The organism is Streptococcus halitosis, assembly GCF_003143695.2.
In the GTDB taxonomy this organism is placed as follows: domain Bacteria; phylum Bacillota; class Bacilli; order Lactobacillales; family Streptococcaceae; genus Streptococcus; species Streptococcus halitosis.
This window is the reverse complement of the sequence record NZ_QEMY02000002.1, coordinates 70,045-84,725: the sequence shown is the minus strand read 5'-3', so window position 1 is coordinate 84,725 and position 14,681 is coordinate 70,045. Positions and strand designations below refer to the sequence as shown.

The window sequence follows — 14,681 nt, the reverse complement described above, 5'->3', positions numbered from 1 at the left end:
GAAAAGGTCTTATTCGGTGAGATCTTACAATCAGAATTATGCTTGTATCTTATAAATGGTTAAAAGAATTGGTGGACATTGATGTGCCATCACAAGAGTTGGCTGAGAAAATGTCAACTACAGGGATTGAGGTCGAAGGTGTCGAATCACCGGCTGCCGGTCTCTCAAAAATTGTCGTCGGTGAGGTCTTGTCTTGCGAAGATGTGCCAGAAACACACTTGCATGTCTGTCAGGTTAACGTTGGCGAAGAAGAAGCCCGTCAGATCGTTTGTGGTGCACCGAATGTACGTGCTGGAATCAAGGTCATGGTAGCTCTTCCAGGAGCTCGTATCGCGGACAATTACAAAATCAAAAAAGGGAAAATCCGTGGTTTGGAGTCACTTGGAATGATCTGTTCACTTGGTGAACTGGGAATTTCTGACTCGGTCGTACCGAAGGAATTCGCAGATGGTATTCAAATCTTGCCTCAAGATGCAGTACCAGGTGAGGAAGTCTTCTCATATCTAGACTTAGATGATGAAATCATCGAACTTTCTATCACACCAAACCGTGCAGACGCTCTATCTATGCGTGGGGTGGCTCATGAAGTGGCAGCCATCTATGACAATGCAGTCAACTTTAAAGAATTCAGTTTAACAGAAACAAATGAAGCTGCAGCAGACGCCCTTTCTGTAGGCATTGAGACAGACAAGGCGCCTTACTATGCGGCCCGTATCTTGGATAATGTGACCATCGCACCAAGTCCACAATGGTTGCAAAACCTCCTTATGAACGAAGGTATCCGTCCAATTAACAATGTCGTAGACGTAACCAACTACATCCTGCTTTACTTTGGTCAACCGATGCATGCCTTTGACTTGGATACTTTTGAAGGGACCGACATCCGTGTGCGTGAAGCGCGTGCTGGTGAAAAATTGGTGACCTTGGACGGTGAAGAGCGTGACTTGGAAGCAAATGACTTAGTCATCACTGTCGCAGACAAGCCAGTAGCCCTTGCAGGTGTCATGGGTGGTCAAGCAACAGAAATCTCTGAAAATTCTAGTCGTGTTGTCCTTGAAGCAGCTGTTTTCAATGGCAAATCGATCCGCAAGACTAGCGGACACCTCAACCTTCGTTCTGAGTCGTCTTCTCGCTTTGAAAAAGGCATCAATGTGGCAACTGTTAATGAAGCCCTTGATGCGGCGGCTAGCATGATTGCTGATCTTGCAGGTGCGACGGTGCGTAAGGGCATCGTTTCAGCGGGGGAGCTTGACACTTCAGATGTGGAAGTTTCTTCAACCCTTGCAGACGTTAACCGCGTCCTTGGTACGGAGCTTTCCTATGCTGATGTGGAAGATGTCTTCCGTCGTCTTGGCTTTGGCCTTTCTGGCAATGCAGAAAGCTTTACAGTCAGCGTACCCCGTCGTCGTTGGGATATCACTATCGAAGCTGACCTCTTTGAAGAAATCGCCCGTATCTATGGTTATGATCGCTTGCCAACTAGTCTTCCAAAAGATGACGGTACAGCTGGTGAATTGACTGCGACACAAAAATTGCGTCGCCAAGTTCGTACCATCGCTGAAGGAGCAGGTTTGACAGAAATTATCACCTACGCTCTGACAACTCCTGAAAAAGCAGTTGAGTTTACAGCTCAACCAAGTAACCTTACAGAACTCATGTGGCCAATGACAGTGGACCGTTCCGTTCTCCGTCAAAATATGGTCTCAGGTATTCTTGATACAGTGGCCTACAACGTGGCTCGTAAGAACAAAAACTTGGCTCTTTATGAGATTGGAAAAGTCTTTGAACAAACAGGCAATCCGAAAGAAGACCTACCAAACGAAATCAACAGCTTTGCCCTTGCTTTGACAGGCTTGGTTGCAGAAAAAGACTTCCAAACAGCAGCAGTTCCAGTTGATTTCTTCTATGCTAAGGGAATCCTTGAAGCGCTCTTTACTCGCTTGGGACTAGAAGTGACTTATACAGCAACAGCTGAGATTGCAAGTCTCCATCCAGGACGTACAGCCGTGATTTCACTCGGCGACCAAGTTCTTGGTTTCCTTGGCCAAGTGCATCCAGTCACTGCCAAGGCCTACGATATTCCAGAAACGTATGTAGCTGAGCTCAACCTTTCAGGCATCGAAGCTGCCCTTCAACCAGCTGCTCCATTTGTAGAAATCACTAAATTCCCAGCAGTCAGTCGTGACATGGCTCTACTCCTCAAGGCAGAAGTCACTCATCAAGAAGTTGTAGACGCTATCCAAGCTGCAGGCGTGAAACGTTTGACAGATATCAAACTCTTTGACGTCTTCTCAGGCGAAAAACTGGGAGTTGGCATGAAGTCAATGGCCTATAGCTTGACCTTCCAAAATCCAGAAGATAGCTTAACAGACGAAGAAGTCGCACGCTATATGGAAAAAATCCAAGCATCACTCGAAGAAAAAGTGAATGCAGAAGTGCGTTAATAGTCTAAAATCCATCCCTCGGGGTGGATTTTTAGTTTCAAAAGGACAGTTCAGAAGAGAAAAGCGATAGTTGAGGAGGAAGCCATCTCAGAAAGTCTTTAATGAGTTATACTAAAGCTATCGCTGAAGCACTTAAATTTATTAGAGATAGGATACTTTTGCTACTTATAATCCGATAAAATGGACATAAATCGTTGTAAAGGCTATCAAAAAGGAGTATAATAAGTGCAACATATCTCGGAGGTGGAAAATGTTAGAAGTAAGAAATCTAGAGAAAAGTTTCGGTCCCAAGCAAGTCTTGTTTGGTGTCGATTTTCAGGCAAGTCCAGGAAGGATTCTGGGCTTGGTCGGGAAGAATGGTGCTGGGAAAACAACGATTTTCCACAGTATGTTGAAATTTTTAGAGTATCAAGGAGAGATCAGTCTGGATGGACAGGAGATTCGTCAGGAAACCTATGCTCGGATTGGTTATCTGCCTGAGGAACGCAGCCTTATGCCCAAGCTGACAGTCCTTGAGCAAGTTCGCTACTTGGCGACTCTAAAAGGCATGGATGCTAAGGAAGTCAAGGAAAAACTCCCTCAATGGATGGAAAAATTGGAAGTGAAGGGCAAATTGACTGATAAAATCAAGAGCCTCTCCAAAGGGAATCAACAGAAAATTCAGCTGATTATCACACTGATCCATGAGCCTGACTTGATTATCTTGGATGAGCCTTTTAGTGGACTGGATCCAGTCAATACTGAGTTGCTCAAGCAGGTCATCTTAAAAGAAAAAGAGCGTGGTGCAACCATTATCTTTTCTGACCATGTCATGACCAATGTTGAGGAACTTTGCGATGATATTCTGATGATTCGAGATGGGCGTGTGGTCTTGCATGGACCTGTTCAGGATGTCCGTAATCAATATGGGAAAACACGTCTTTTCGTTTCAAGTGAACAAAGCAAGGAAGAACTGGAAAAACTTCCTCACGTCAAACAGGTGAGCTTGACTAAGCAAGGCAGTTGGAAATTAATCCTGGATGATGAGGACGCTGGAAGGGAACTCTTCACCATCCTCACTCAAGGTCAATATATCGCGACCTTTGACCAACAAGCTCCAACAATCGATGAAATCTTTAAACTAGAATCAGGGGTGGAAGTATGAGAAATATGTGGGTTGTAATGAAGGAAACCTATCTTCGACATGTCAAGTCGTGGAGTTTCTTCTTTATGGTGATTTCGCCGTTCCTCTTTTTAGCCTTATCTGTAGGAATCGGCTATCTCCAAGGGTCTTCTATGGCCAAGAATAGTAAGATAGCAGTAGTAACAACTGTGCCATCTGTGGAAGAAGGGCTCAAGGGTACCAATGGTATCAACTTTGATTATAAGGATGAAGCCAGTGCCCAAGCTGCTATCAAGGATGAGAAAATCAAGGGTTATCTAACTATTGATCAAGAGGACAGCGTCCTCAAGGCCGTCTATCATGGTGAAACTTCTCTTGAAACAGGTATCAAACTAGCAGTAACCAATAAGCTAAATGAACTGCAATACCAACTCAATCGTTCGGCAGCCAATTTGTCTCAAGAACAGGAAAAACGCTTGGCTCAAACTGTTGACTTTACTGAGAAGATTGATGAATCCAAAGAAAATAAAAAGATGGTCCAAACCATTGCGGCTGCGGGGCTTGGTTTCTTCCTTTATATGATCTTGATTACTTATGCTAGTGTCACTGCTCAGGAAGTGGCTAGCGAGAAAGGAACCAAAATCATGGAGGTGGTCTTCTCTAGTATTCAAGCTAGCCATTATTTCTACGCTCGCATGCTGGCTCTGCTCCTTGTGATTTTGACCCATATTGGCATTTACGTCGTGGGTGGTCTGGCTGCGATTCTGCTCTTTAAAGACCTACCAATCTTGGCTCAATCTGGTATTTTAAATCATCTAGGAGATGCCTTCTCGCTCAATACCTTATTGTTTGTCTTGGTTAGTCTCTTTATGTATGTTGTTTTGGCAGCCTTTCTAGGTTCTATGGTTTCTCGTCCTGAGGATTCAGGAAAGGCCTTGTCGCCACTGATGATCTTGATTATCGCAGGATTCGTTGGAGTGACTGCTCTAGGTGCTGCAGGAGACAATTTGGTTTTGAAAATTGGTTCCTATATTCCTTTCATCTCGACCTTCTTTATGCCATTTAGAGCTATTAATGGGTATGCAAGTGGTCTAGAAGCTTGGATTTCACTTGCCATAACGGTTGTTTTTGCAGTAACTGCAACAGCCTTTATCGGACGCATGTATGCTAGTCTAGTCCTTCAAACGGATGATTTGGGAATCTGGAAAACCTTTAAACGTGCCTTAGCTTACAAATAGGAGAGCCTCGCAAAAGCGAGGTTTTTCTAGATGTTAAACACTGAAATCGGCAAAAATATTTTTCATATCTATTGACTTTTAGTAGTAAAATTTGGTATGATAGTAGACGGTATTGTTTACCCCATTTGTAAGGCCCCGGAACCTTTCAAATACCCCGCGGACCGGAACATCCGCCCTGTAAACAAAAACGATATTCATATAGGAGAAATCATGAACAAAACTACATTCATGGCTAAACCAGGCCAAGTAGAACGCAAATGGTACGTTGTTGACGCAACTGATGTACCTCTTGGACGCCTTTCAGCAGTTGTTGCTAGCGTACTTCGCGGAAAAAACAAACCAACATTCACACCACACACTGATACAGGTGACTTCGTAATCGTTATCAATGCTGAAAAAGTTAAATTGACTGGTAAAAAAGCAACTGATAAGATCTACTACACTCACTCAAACCACCCAGGTGGATTGAAATCAATCTCTGCTGGTGAACTTCGTTCTAAAAATGCAGTACGTTTGATCGAAAAATCAGTTAAAGGTATGCTTCCACACAATACTCTTGGCCGCGCTCAAGGTATGAAATTGAAAGTATTCGTTGGAGCTGAGCACACTCACGCTGCACAACAACCAGAAGTTCTTGATATTTCAGGACTTATCTAAGGAAAGGAACAATAAAGTATGTCACAAGCACAATATGCAGGTACTGGACGTCGTAAAAACGCTGTTGCACGCGTTCGCCTTGTTCCAGGAACTGGTAAAATCACTGTTAACAAAAAAGATGTTGAAGAGTACATCCCACACGCTGACCTTCGTTTGGTCATCAACCAACCATTCGCAGTTACTTCAACTGTAGGTTCATACGATGTTTTCGTTAACGTTGTAGGTGGTGGATATGCTGGTCAAGCAGGAGCTATCCGTCACGGTATCGCTCGTGCCCTTCTTCAAGTAGATCCAGACTTCCGCGATTCATTGAAACGCGCAGGACTTCTTACACGTGACTCACGTAAAGTTGAACGTAAGAAACCAGGTCTTAAGAAAGCTCGTAAAGCATCACAATTCTCAAAACGTTAATCAATACGATTATATCAACGTTTCAAAGCACTCAAAAGTTTACCTTATGGGTGCTTTTTTTATGTTTTTTGAAAAAGTTAACCTTATTTTTTAGAGAAATTTTTGTAAATTTAAAATCAGTACTGAGTTGTATAGAATCTTTTATATAAAAATAGAGTTTTTAAGAGCGTCTTCAATTAATGCTTTATTTGTATGATTTACTAGTTATTCTATTGCTAAAAGCTGATAAATATCAATTATCAAGTTTATCATTTAGATTCACTACTGAGATAAATGATAAAATTGTTCTATTTGAAGAGTGTTCAGATTTAGCAGTTTATTTGACTATTTTTTGTAGGTTCTAATATTCTTCAAGTTAGTTAGTATGAAGCTACAAGAATACCAATACTACTATTGGTAATTATCATACATCAAATAATATGTGATGAATAAAATTTTGGAATAAATGATACAAGAAGAATGCATTAAGGAGAAAAAATTTTTTTGATGAAGAGTACATACTTGGTAAGTGTTATAGTGTGTGGATATTGAGTTGACGAGTTGCTTGATAAATTATATAATGATGTTAACTATGTGATTTCGGGTATTAATGTTATTTAAATGTGTATACATAAGGAGGTTAAATGGCGAGTTCGAGAGTTGACCAAAATAGGAATGCAACCCCAAGTTGGAGTGGCTATATTCATCAAGGAAAAGTTGGCTTTTTAGTAGCATTAAGGCAGTTACGACAGTGTATTGAAAGCGGAATAGAGAATTTTGAAGGGTATACCATTAGATATGAAAATGCTGAGGACTTTGATATTATTGGCAATGACGGTCAAGTATTGTCGAGGCATCAAGTGAAAGCATATATTAATGGAAATGAGAGAGAAGATTACTCAGATTTATTTAATATACAAACGAGGAAGTTTGAAGATGAAAAGGAAAAAATAGACAAAAAGGGATTTCAGATTCATGAATTTGATGGTAAAGGAAATACAGTACGAGAGGTGGTTCCTTGTGACGGCAGATTTTTACATGTGATTGTAGATGTGCCAGATTTTAAACTATCAAAGGATGATTATTTGAAAAAATATACTGGGCGAACAAAATATACAGATAATGATTCTTGTATCAAACTTTATGAGTATAATCAATCTGAAAATCTATTTTATTGCCCACTTTCTCAAGATGATAATAATGATACTATTAAAGACTATTGTATAGCTGAAATTAAAGAAATTTTAAAGATAGAAAAAAATCCTTTAGAAGAGAATAGTTCTCATCTTGAACAAGTATATCATAGATATATTGGATCGTTATTGGATCATAGTATCGGAACAGCACACAGTGAATCTGGTTTCCCAGAAATATCCTTTGGAGAGATAATTGCAATTATTAAAAATGCATTCCCTAAAGATAAAATATTTGAATTAAAAAATAAGTTAATTTATAGCTGGGAGCAGTATCACCAAGGTTATGCAGATGATATCTGTGAAGATGATTTCATTCAAATGGATAAGATAATAAAAAAATTACTATCTATGTCTAAAGATGAATTTTATAAGTTTGTAAAGATGATTTTACCTGATAAAACATCAGACGAAAATATTCTGGAGTTATTTCCTATTACTTCTTTAGAAAATATATTTTATCTGTTACTAGAAAAAACTAAAAGTTTTTCATTTGAAGGTTATAATTATTTAGATAGTAATGATAAAAGTTACAGAGTTTCTTTGATAGATATTCAGAATAGACCTGGCAAGATTGCTAAAATAATTAAAGAAATTATAAATAATTCAGAGTTTTTAAAAGCAACTTTCAATCATGATTTTTTGATTAATAGATCAATAAATGATATTTCTATTGATTCGAGGATTGATGAATTATCAGATGTACCTGAGAATATTCGATATAAAGAAGAATGGGATACTGGTATAAAAAATAGTATTTTTAATGCTAATATGGAGTTTATTAAAATTGATACAGCTCTTGAAAAAGAGTTAAGAATTTCAGAGGAGTAGTATGAAAAACATCATTGTAAATTTGTTAAAACATAATCATTTTGATTGTGTAGACACAGATTTTAATTTATATACTAATCAATTAAAATCAGAGTATTTTATAGTTAGTCAATATAGTCAAGAAGAGTTGCATGATTTTTTTGAAAATGATAAAACATCACAAATAATAGATAAATTTGAAAGACAGTCAAAAATATCTGAGCACGAGAATATAAAGAAAAATACCTCTTTGTTTATTTTGGTAGAAGTTGATAATTTGAAGGAAGCATTTGAAGACGATAAAATTCAAAAATCAATTTTATTGATTGAAGAGGACTATTATTATTTTAGAAAGTTCATAATATTATACACTCGAAATGGGTTATCGGATTTACGAGACAAAGCCACTAATGAAGCACTCTATAATTACTTGGAATTTAATATTGATGCTTTTGAAGAGGATATGTTTTTTAGCGAGTCGTATTTTATGGCGATGGAAATTGGAGTAAAATTACCGTTTTTCACACTCCCTAAAAGAAATGATATTTATCAAAGTATAGAAAATCAGTATCAGGACAATAAAGATGAATTAGATAATAGATTATTGGATTTTTATACTAAGAACACTGATGAGATTTTATCAGAATCACTAAAAGATATTTCTACCGATGATGAAAATGTTTCTGATTTACTACAAATAGGAGAATTATTACCATGAAAATCAAAAAAATCTTAATAAAAAACTTTAAAAATATAAAGGGAACTCGAATTATTGATTTTCAAGAGAATGTAACTTTGTTTGTTGGACCAAATGGATTTGGAAAAACTACAATTTTTGACGCAATAGAGTTATCATTAACTGGAAAAATCCGTCGAATTGAAGAGTCCGATTATAGTGACGGTAGAAGTAGTTTTAGTACTCCTTATTTTCAAAATAATCCTAATGAAGATACATTCATTGAGCTTATGTTGACAAATGATGAGGGGAATTCTTTGATAGTATCTAGTCTCTATAAGAGTAGTATGAATACTGAGGATCGCAATGTACCAAAGTTTTCATTTTCTAAATTTCAAAGAAGAGTTCGGGTTGGTCCAGAAATCTCATTTCAATCTGATGAAGACTTTGAGGGTTCGAGTGAAAGAGATATACAAAAGGACATTAGTCAGTTTTTAGGATATGAATCAGAAAATTACAGCTTAGGTGATACTTTTGATTTGTTTCATTACATTCAACAGGATGAAACAGCTTATTATTTGAAGCAAAAGGAGAAAGATAGAAAGGAGCAATTGAACTTTTTATTAAATATTGGAAACTATGTTAATAGAAAAAATCGATTAGAGCGTTTAAGAAGTGTTTTATCCTCTAGTGAAAAGGAACTAAAAGCAAAAAAGAATAAGCTAAAAAATTCCCCAATTAAGAATAACACTCCATATTCTAAATTATCTCTTAGAGCAGATACTGACTTTGCTTTTAACAATAAATCGATTGTTTTTGATGATGAATTATCAAATGAAAGTTTAAATATATATCTATCAGAAATTGATAAATTACAAGAATTTCGAAATTCATTTTCTCCAAAGGATTACTTCCTCAGAAAACAAAGTGAGCAGTTTGAGCGAGAGGTGCTGGATGATAAAGATTTTACTATTTACTTAATAGTTAGAGAAATACTTGAAAATCAGGAAAATATAGAGTATATTGAACAAAATCATACTTTAATTTCAAATGATAAGAATTATTCCTATTTTTTACTTAAAAATTATATTGGACAACTAGAGTCATTGGAAAATGACAGTAGAATGTTTAAACGTGGAAAAATTCTAGAGAGTCTGCTTGATGTCGAAATTGATAAACTTAATATAGAGACAATTAAGAATTCTTTAAACGGTTTTCCAAATTGGGAATTTGGTCAAGTATGGCTTGAAACGTTTGATTCCAAGTTAACAAATTACAAGATTAAAAAAGAGCAACTGGATGATGGTACAAATTCGATTAACAAGTTACTCGAGATAAGAAGTCGTCTAAAAGAACATACTGATAAAAAAAATTCAGAATGTGTGTTTTGTGGTTATGATTGGATTGAAAGCGAGAATTTACTGGTAGCCTATGAAGAAACAACGAATCAACTGCGTAAAAATTTGACTAAATTTGAAATGGAAGTTTCAAATTTAGTTGAAGAATTAAATCAATTAAAAATGGAGTTATACAATCAAATTCAAATTAAGCAAGAGAAACTCTTTGTTCTTCCTGATGATTTTTTAGAGGTGATACGATCCATAGGTAATTATAATTTTCCTGAGTCTTTTAGCAACTTGGTTGTAATGAACTCAGAGATTACGCCTATGTTAGTTGATAAAAGTACTTCGCTACAAAAGTTTGAGATTTTGAAAAAAGAGTTAATAAGTTCATTGCAAGAAAAACTGTTGATTCCAAATGAAGTCTATGGTACTTTCCTTAGAGTTGTAAATAAGAGAGTAGATTTTGAAAAACTTTTAGAGAAATATTCTATTTTAGCTGGAGAATCAATAAGGAAATTTAGAATTTCTTTTGAACACTTACCCATTTCCTTGCATAAATTTGAAGAGAACAAAGACGGGTTATTAGTATTTTTAGAGGAGCTTAAATCACAAATAGTATTTGATAATTCTAAAAGTTTAGATTTACAAAATCTGTTTGATAAGTACTTTGCATCTAATGAGAAAACTTTTGAGAACTGTACTATAGAAAGTATCAATCAAAAACGAGAGTATATTATTAACCAGTTTGAATTACAAAGTTTAACAATGTCTAACCAAATTGAGAAACGTCTTCAAATAATTGAACAAACTATTACCTATCTTCAGGATCGTGTTAGGAAATTAAATAATAATATAAAATTTTACCAAGAACAGATGATTCGAAAGTTGAAGCTTCCCTTCTATATGTATACTGCTAAAATTTTACAAAATTACCAACAAGGAATGGGAGTTCTACTAACTACTCAAAATAATTCTAATATCAGGTTTATAGCAAATAGCAATAGTGAGCAGGATGTGATGTATCAATTGAGTTCTGGACAAGTAGCTGTTATTTCATTTGCTTTCACTTTAGCACTAAATACTACATTTAAGATTTCCAAAGAGTTCAAATTTTTATCAATTGATGATCCGATTCAAGATATGGATTCTATGAATGTATATGCTTTAATTGATTTAATAAGACATTCATTATCAGATTATCAAATTATTATGTCCACACATAACGATGGTAGTGCTATGTTTATAAAATATAAATTTGAACTATTTTCAGATTCTGAAATATCAAATGTAGGGCTAAAAAATATAAAGAACATATTATTGGAGGATTATGAAGTATAAATAAAATACGTGGTAAGAAGAATTGATATAGTTTGATTCTATTCTTTGATAGAAAAAGTAAAAAACGGTGGATAATGCTATAAAGTTATTCTAAAATTACTTTAAATGAATTGTTTCCAATTAGGTCTTAAGAAAGATCGTAAAGCTAGCCAGTTCTCTAAACATTAATTATCTGGGATATATCAATCTTTCCAGACATTCAAGAATGTTTTCTTGGATGTTTTTTTGTTCAGAACCTCCAGTTGTGTCTGTTAAAATTTGATTTTCCCAGTGGACAATCGTCCACTTTTTTTATATAATAAAATTAAATCAAATTGGTTGAGTTTTAGAGGTGTAAGCTCAACCGTCGATTTGTCTTTCTAAGAGAGGTATTCTCAATAAAACATCACACTAGGGGGAGAATCATGTATCAGCCAGAAAAGCTCAAGGCTCGGAGAAAAGAGTTAAAATTGACACAGAAGGAAATTGCAGAGGAATTAGGGATTAGTTTTCAGGCTTACTCCGCTTGGGAACGCGGGATTAAGGAACCATCCAAGGAGAAGGTTGCTCAGCTGGAGAAGATTTTAAAAGTGGTAAAAGGCTATTTTACTCAGATTGAGATTGTTCGTCTTTACAATAGCCTCTCCAAGCAAGGGAAGGACAAGGTTGTGCTCTATGCTCGCAACCTGGCTAAAGAAGAACAAACTCAGAAAGTGACGACCATGCCAGAGCGCCTCTATGAGTACCGTGTCTATGAACGCATGTCAGCAGGGATAGGGGCTTCGGTCTACGATGACCAGAATTTTGATACGGTTTACTTTAATGAGGAACTAGCCCACGATTTTGCTTCCTGGGTGTCTGGGGACTCCATGGAACCTAAATATCAAAATGGATCCGTGGCTCTGATCCGGGAAACAGGATTTGATTATGATGGGGCGGTTTATGCAGTGGTCTGCAACAACCAGACCTATATCAAACGGGTTTATCGGGAGGAAGATGGCTTGCGTCTGGTATCGATCAATCCAAAATACAAGGACATTTTCATCTCCTATGAGGATGATCCTCGGATTGTAGGGATTATCGTTGGGAATTTTGTGCCGATGGAGGGTTAGTCTATGGGCTACTTTGATTATTCCAGAGAGCCCAAGAGTGATATTGCCTTTGTCGATATGAAATCTTTTTATGCCAGTGTCGAGTGTGTGAAAAGGGGCTTGCATCCGCTGAAGACTTCGCTTTGTGTCATGAGTCGCGCGGATAATTCAACTGGCCTTATCCTAGCCTCCTCTCCCATGTTTAAGAAGATTTTTGGCAAGTCCAATGTTGGTCGGGCCTATGATCTGCCCTTTGATATCAAGACCCGCAAATTTTCCTACTATAACGCCAGAAAGCAGGGGTTGCCTACAGATTCAGACTATGTGCGCTATATTGAAGATTGGGCTCAAGTCACCTTGATTGTCCCTCCTCGGATGGACGAGTATATCGCAGTCAATATGGAAATCCAGCGAATCTTTCAAAACTATGGGAGTCCAGAGGATATTTATCCTTACTCTATCGATGAGGGCTTTATTGACCTGACTAGTTCGCTCAACTATTTCATCCCAGACAAGAATCTCTCTCGCAAAGACAAGCTAGATATGCTTTCTGCTCGTATCCAGAGGGATATTTGGAGGCAGACAGGGATCTACTCTACGGTGGGTATGTCCAATGCCAATCCCTTACTGGCCAAGTTGGCACTGGATAATGAGGCCAAGCACACCCCGACCATGAGGGCTAACTGGTCTTACCAAGACGTGGAAGAGAAGGTTTGGGCCATTCCCAAGATGACGGATTTTTGGGGGATTGGCAGGCTGATGGAGAAACGCTTGCATGCTCTGGGGATTTTTACCATCAAGGAATTGGCAACCAGCAATCCCGACCAATTAAAGAAAGCTCTGGGTCAGGCTGGCCTGCGTTTGTGGTTTCATGCTAACGGGATTGATGAAAGCAATGTTCACAGGTCCTATAAAGCCAAGTCTCAGGGATTAGGAAATTCTCAAATCTTGCCGAGAGACTACGTGAAGCTACGGGATATCGAAATTATTCTCCGAGAAATGGCGGAGCAGGTGGCTATTAGACTGAGAAGGGCGGGAAAGAAAACAACCCTTGTATCTCTCTATGTTGGTTTCTCTAAACAGGAGGTCAGGCCGTCTATTCATACACAAATGAAGGTCGAACCGACCAATAATACAGCTGTCTTAACGGATTATGTTTTGAAGCTATTTCATAGCAAATACACTTCTGGAGCGGTCAGAAGTGTCGGAGTCAACTATTCAGGATTTGTGGATGAGTCCTTTGGCTTGATCTCCCTCTTTGATGATGTTGACAAGTTAGAAAAAGAAGAAAGGCTCCAGACGGCTATTGATGCCATTCGGGAACAATTTGGTTTTACCTCTCTCTTAAAGGCCAATGCACTGGAAGAAGCCTCTAGGAGTCTTGCCAGAAGCAAGCTGATTGGTGGGCATTCTGCTGGAGGATTAGATGGATTACAATGATTGATCGTTCTTATTTACCTTTTCAATCTGCGCGAGACTATCAAGATCCAGGGATGCAGAAGTGGATGGGCTTTTTCCTCTCAGAGCATACTAGCTCGCTTGGTGAAGAAAAAAATCGTGTTGATTTTTCGACGAATTTGAATTTAGTTGAGAAGCTACGCTTGCTTTCTCAGCTTTATGTTGGTCAATTAAAGGGATGTTTTGTTGTCAAGGAAAGAAAGCAAAAAATGACGATCATCGGTAAGGTGAGCGAATTATCACCTCAAACTCTATCTATTAGGACAAATGAGGGATATAGGCTGGTAGAGATTGTAGATGTCCTCGAAATTCGATTGTGGGAGGAGGAAGTTTATGACTAGAAAAGAGCTGTATGAAAACAAACTACAGATGGATTATTTTTCAGATAGTTACATCCGCTTTGAAGAGGATTTCCAAAAATACTCTGCCATGAATGTTCCCTTGACTTTTTTGATCGATGATATCCTACGAACCATGGCAATGAATCAGAAGAACTACTTCGTCTTGAACAAGGAAAATGCCAAGGATGGGCGGGAGCATCGCTTTTATTTTAGGCTAGTGACAGAAAAAGAGTGCCCCAGAAATCGAACCTATGCGTACGCTGGACTCAAAAATAGTAGTCAGTAGATCTAGATGTGGGAGAGGGAAGTCTGACTTAGGGGAGATTGCTTGTGAGCGTCAGAAAATCTCATGGTATTGGAATTCGAAACACCATCCTATATCTGTGGAGTTCTTGCAGGAACTTATGATGGATGTTCTGATGAGATAAGGCAAGGGGCACACTCTTTTTTGGATGAGCGTTTATTTGAAAATGTGGTTGGATTTGAGAACACCTATTCTCAATGATCATCTTACTTTATAGAGTCATACCAAAACATCCATGTATATTTGTGGATGTTTTTTAATTTTACAGATAGAAAAAGAGAAGACCAAATGGTCTTCTCTACGGGGGAACTGAATAA

Annotated in this window: 13 protein-coding genes; all 13 read left to right on the top strand. The window is 37.6% G+C overall.

Annotated features, from left to right (window positions below):
• Positions 1–38: 38 nt before the first annotated feature.
• Entirely contained in the window at positions 39–2,444 is a 2,406-nt protein-coding gene (pheT, locus tag DB729_RS06930; protein ID WP_000961539.1) for a phenylalanine--tRNA ligase subunit beta, read from the top strand.
• 250 nt (positions 2,445–2,694) lie between these two features.
• A complete protein-coding gene (locus DB729_RS06925) occupies positions 2,695–3,588 on the top strand; it encodes an ABC transporter ATP-binding protein (RefSeq protein ID WP_109289881.1) in 894 nt (297 codons plus the stop codon).
• Entirely contained in the window at positions 3,585–4,784 is a 1,200-nt protein-coding gene (locus DB729_RS06920) for an ABC transporter permease (protein ID WP_109289880.1), read from the top strand. The genes DB729_RS06925 and DB729_RS06920 overlap by 4 nt, the downstream gene beginning before the upstream one ends.
• A 210-nt stretch (positions 4,785–4,994) precedes the next feature.
• Positions 4,995–5,441, top strand: a complete 447-nt coding sequence (gene rplM / locus DB729_RS06915; protein WP_002876943.1) for a 50S ribosomal protein L13 — start codon at positions 4,995–4,997, stop codon at positions 5,439–5,441.
• Positions 5,442–5,459: 18 nt separating this feature from the next.
• Positions 5,460–5,852, top strand: a complete 393-nt coding sequence (gene rpsI / locus DB729_RS06910; protein WP_000075969.1) for a 30S ribosomal protein S9 — start codon at positions 5,460–5,462, stop codon at positions 5,850–5,852.
• A gap of 623 nt (positions 5,853–6,475) precedes the next feature.
• Positions 6,476–7,855: an ABC-three component system protein gene (locus DB729_RS06905; RefSeq protein ID WP_109289879.1), complete on the top strand. Its 1,380-nt coding sequence runs from the start codon at positions 6,476–6,478 to the stop codon at positions 7,853–7,855.
• 1 nt (position 7,856) lies between these two features.
• A complete protein-coding gene (locus DB729_RS06900; RefSeq protein ID WP_109289878.1) occupies positions 7,857–8,552 on the top strand; it encodes an ABC-three component system middle component 1 in 696 nt (231 codons plus the stop codon).
• A complete protein-coding gene (locus DB729_RS06895; protein WP_109289877.1) occupies positions 8,549–11,191 on the top strand; it encodes an AAA family ATPase in 2,643 nt (880 codons plus the stop codon). The genes DB729_RS06900 and DB729_RS06895 overlap by 4 nt, the downstream gene beginning before the upstream one ends.
• Positions 11,192–11,595: 404 nt before the next feature.
• Complete coding sequence (locus DB729_RS06890) at positions 11,596–12,282, top strand: XRE family transcriptional regulator (protein ID WP_109289876.1); 687 nt, start codon at positions 11,596–11,598, stop codon at positions 12,280–12,282.
• A gap of 3 nt (positions 12,283–12,285) precedes the next feature.
• Positions 12,286–13,701 carry a Y-family DNA polymerase gene (locus tag DB729_RS06885; protein WP_109289875.1) on the top strand — a complete coding sequence of 472 codons (1,416 nt, stop codon included), beginning with the start codon at positions 12,286–12,288 and terminating at the stop codon, positions 13,699–13,701.
• On the top strand, positions 13,698–14,060 hold the full coding sequence (locus tag DB729_RS06880; RefSeq protein WP_009730658.1) for a hypothetical protein: 363 nt from the start codon (positions 13,698–13,700) through the stop codon (positions 14,058–14,060). Before DB729_RS06885 ends, DB729_RS06880 begins: the two co-directional genes overlap by 4 nt.
• On the top strand, positions 14,053–14,346 hold the full coding sequence (locus DB729_RS06875; protein ID WP_000196996.1) for a DUF5960 family protein: 294 nt from the start codon (positions 14,053–14,055) through the stop codon (positions 14,344–14,346). Before DB729_RS06880 ends, DB729_RS06875 begins: the two co-directional genes overlap by 8 nt.
• Positions 14,347–14,409: 63 nt before the next feature.
• Positions 14,410–14,565: an ADP-ribosylation/crystallin J1 gene (locus tag DB729_RS06870; protein WP_109289874.1), complete on the top strand. Its 156-nt coding sequence runs from the start codon at positions 14,410–14,412 to the stop codon at positions 14,563–14,565.
• The last annotated feature ends 116 nt before the right edge of the window (positions 14,566–14,681 follow it).

Excerpts from the sequence above, each read along its gene's own strand:
- pheT (WP_000961539.1), top strand. The coding sequence starts at position 39 with ATGCTTGTATCTTATAAATGGTTAAAAGAATTGGTGGACATTGATGTG.
- DB729_RS06925 (WP_109289881.1), top strand. The coding sequence starts at position 2,695 with ATGTTAGAAGTAAGAAATCTAGAGAAAAGTTTCGGTCCCAAGCAAGTC.
- DB729_RS06920 (WP_109289880.1), top strand. The coding sequence starts at position 3,585 with ATGAGAAATATGTGGGTTGTAATGAAGGAAACCTATCTTCGACATGTC.
- rplM (WP_002876943.1), top strand. The coding sequence starts at position 4,995 with ATGAACAAAACTACATTCATGGCTAAACCAGGCCAAGTAGAACGCAAA.
- rpsI (WP_000075969.1), top strand. The coding sequence starts at position 5,460 with ATGTCACAAGCACAATATGCAGGTACTGGACGTCGTAAAAACGCTGTT.
- DB729_RS06905 (WP_109289879.1), top strand. The coding sequence starts at position 6,476 with ATGGCGAGTTCGAGAGTTGACCAAAATAGGAATGCAACCCCAAGTTGG.
- DB729_RS06900 (WP_109289878.1), top strand. The coding sequence starts at position 7,857 with ATGAAAAACATCATTGTAAATTTGTTAAAACATAATCATTTTGATTGT.
- DB729_RS06895 (WP_109289877.1), top strand. The coding sequence starts at position 8,549 with ATGAAAATCAAAAAAATCTTAATAAAAAACTTTAAAAATATAAAGGGA.
- DB729_RS06890 (WP_109289876.1), top strand. The coding sequence starts at position 11,596 with ATGTATCAGCCAGAAAAGCTCAAGGCTCGGAGAAAAGAGTTAAAATTG.
- DB729_RS06885 (WP_109289875.1), top strand. The coding sequence starts at position 12,286 with ATGGGCTACTTTGATTATTCCAGAGAGCCCAAGAGTGATATTGCCTTT.
- DB729_RS06880 (WP_009730658.1), top strand. The coding sequence starts at position 13,698 with ATGATTGATCGTTCTTATTTACCTTTTCAATCTGCGCGAGACTATCAA.
- DB729_RS06875 (WP_000196996.1), top strand. The coding sequence starts at position 14,053 with ATGACTAGAAAAGAGCTGTATGAAAACAAACTACAGATGGATTATTTT.
- DB729_RS06870 (WP_109289874.1), top strand. The coding sequence starts at position 14,410 with ATGGTATTGGAATTCGAAACACCATCCTATATCTGTGGAGTTCTTGCA.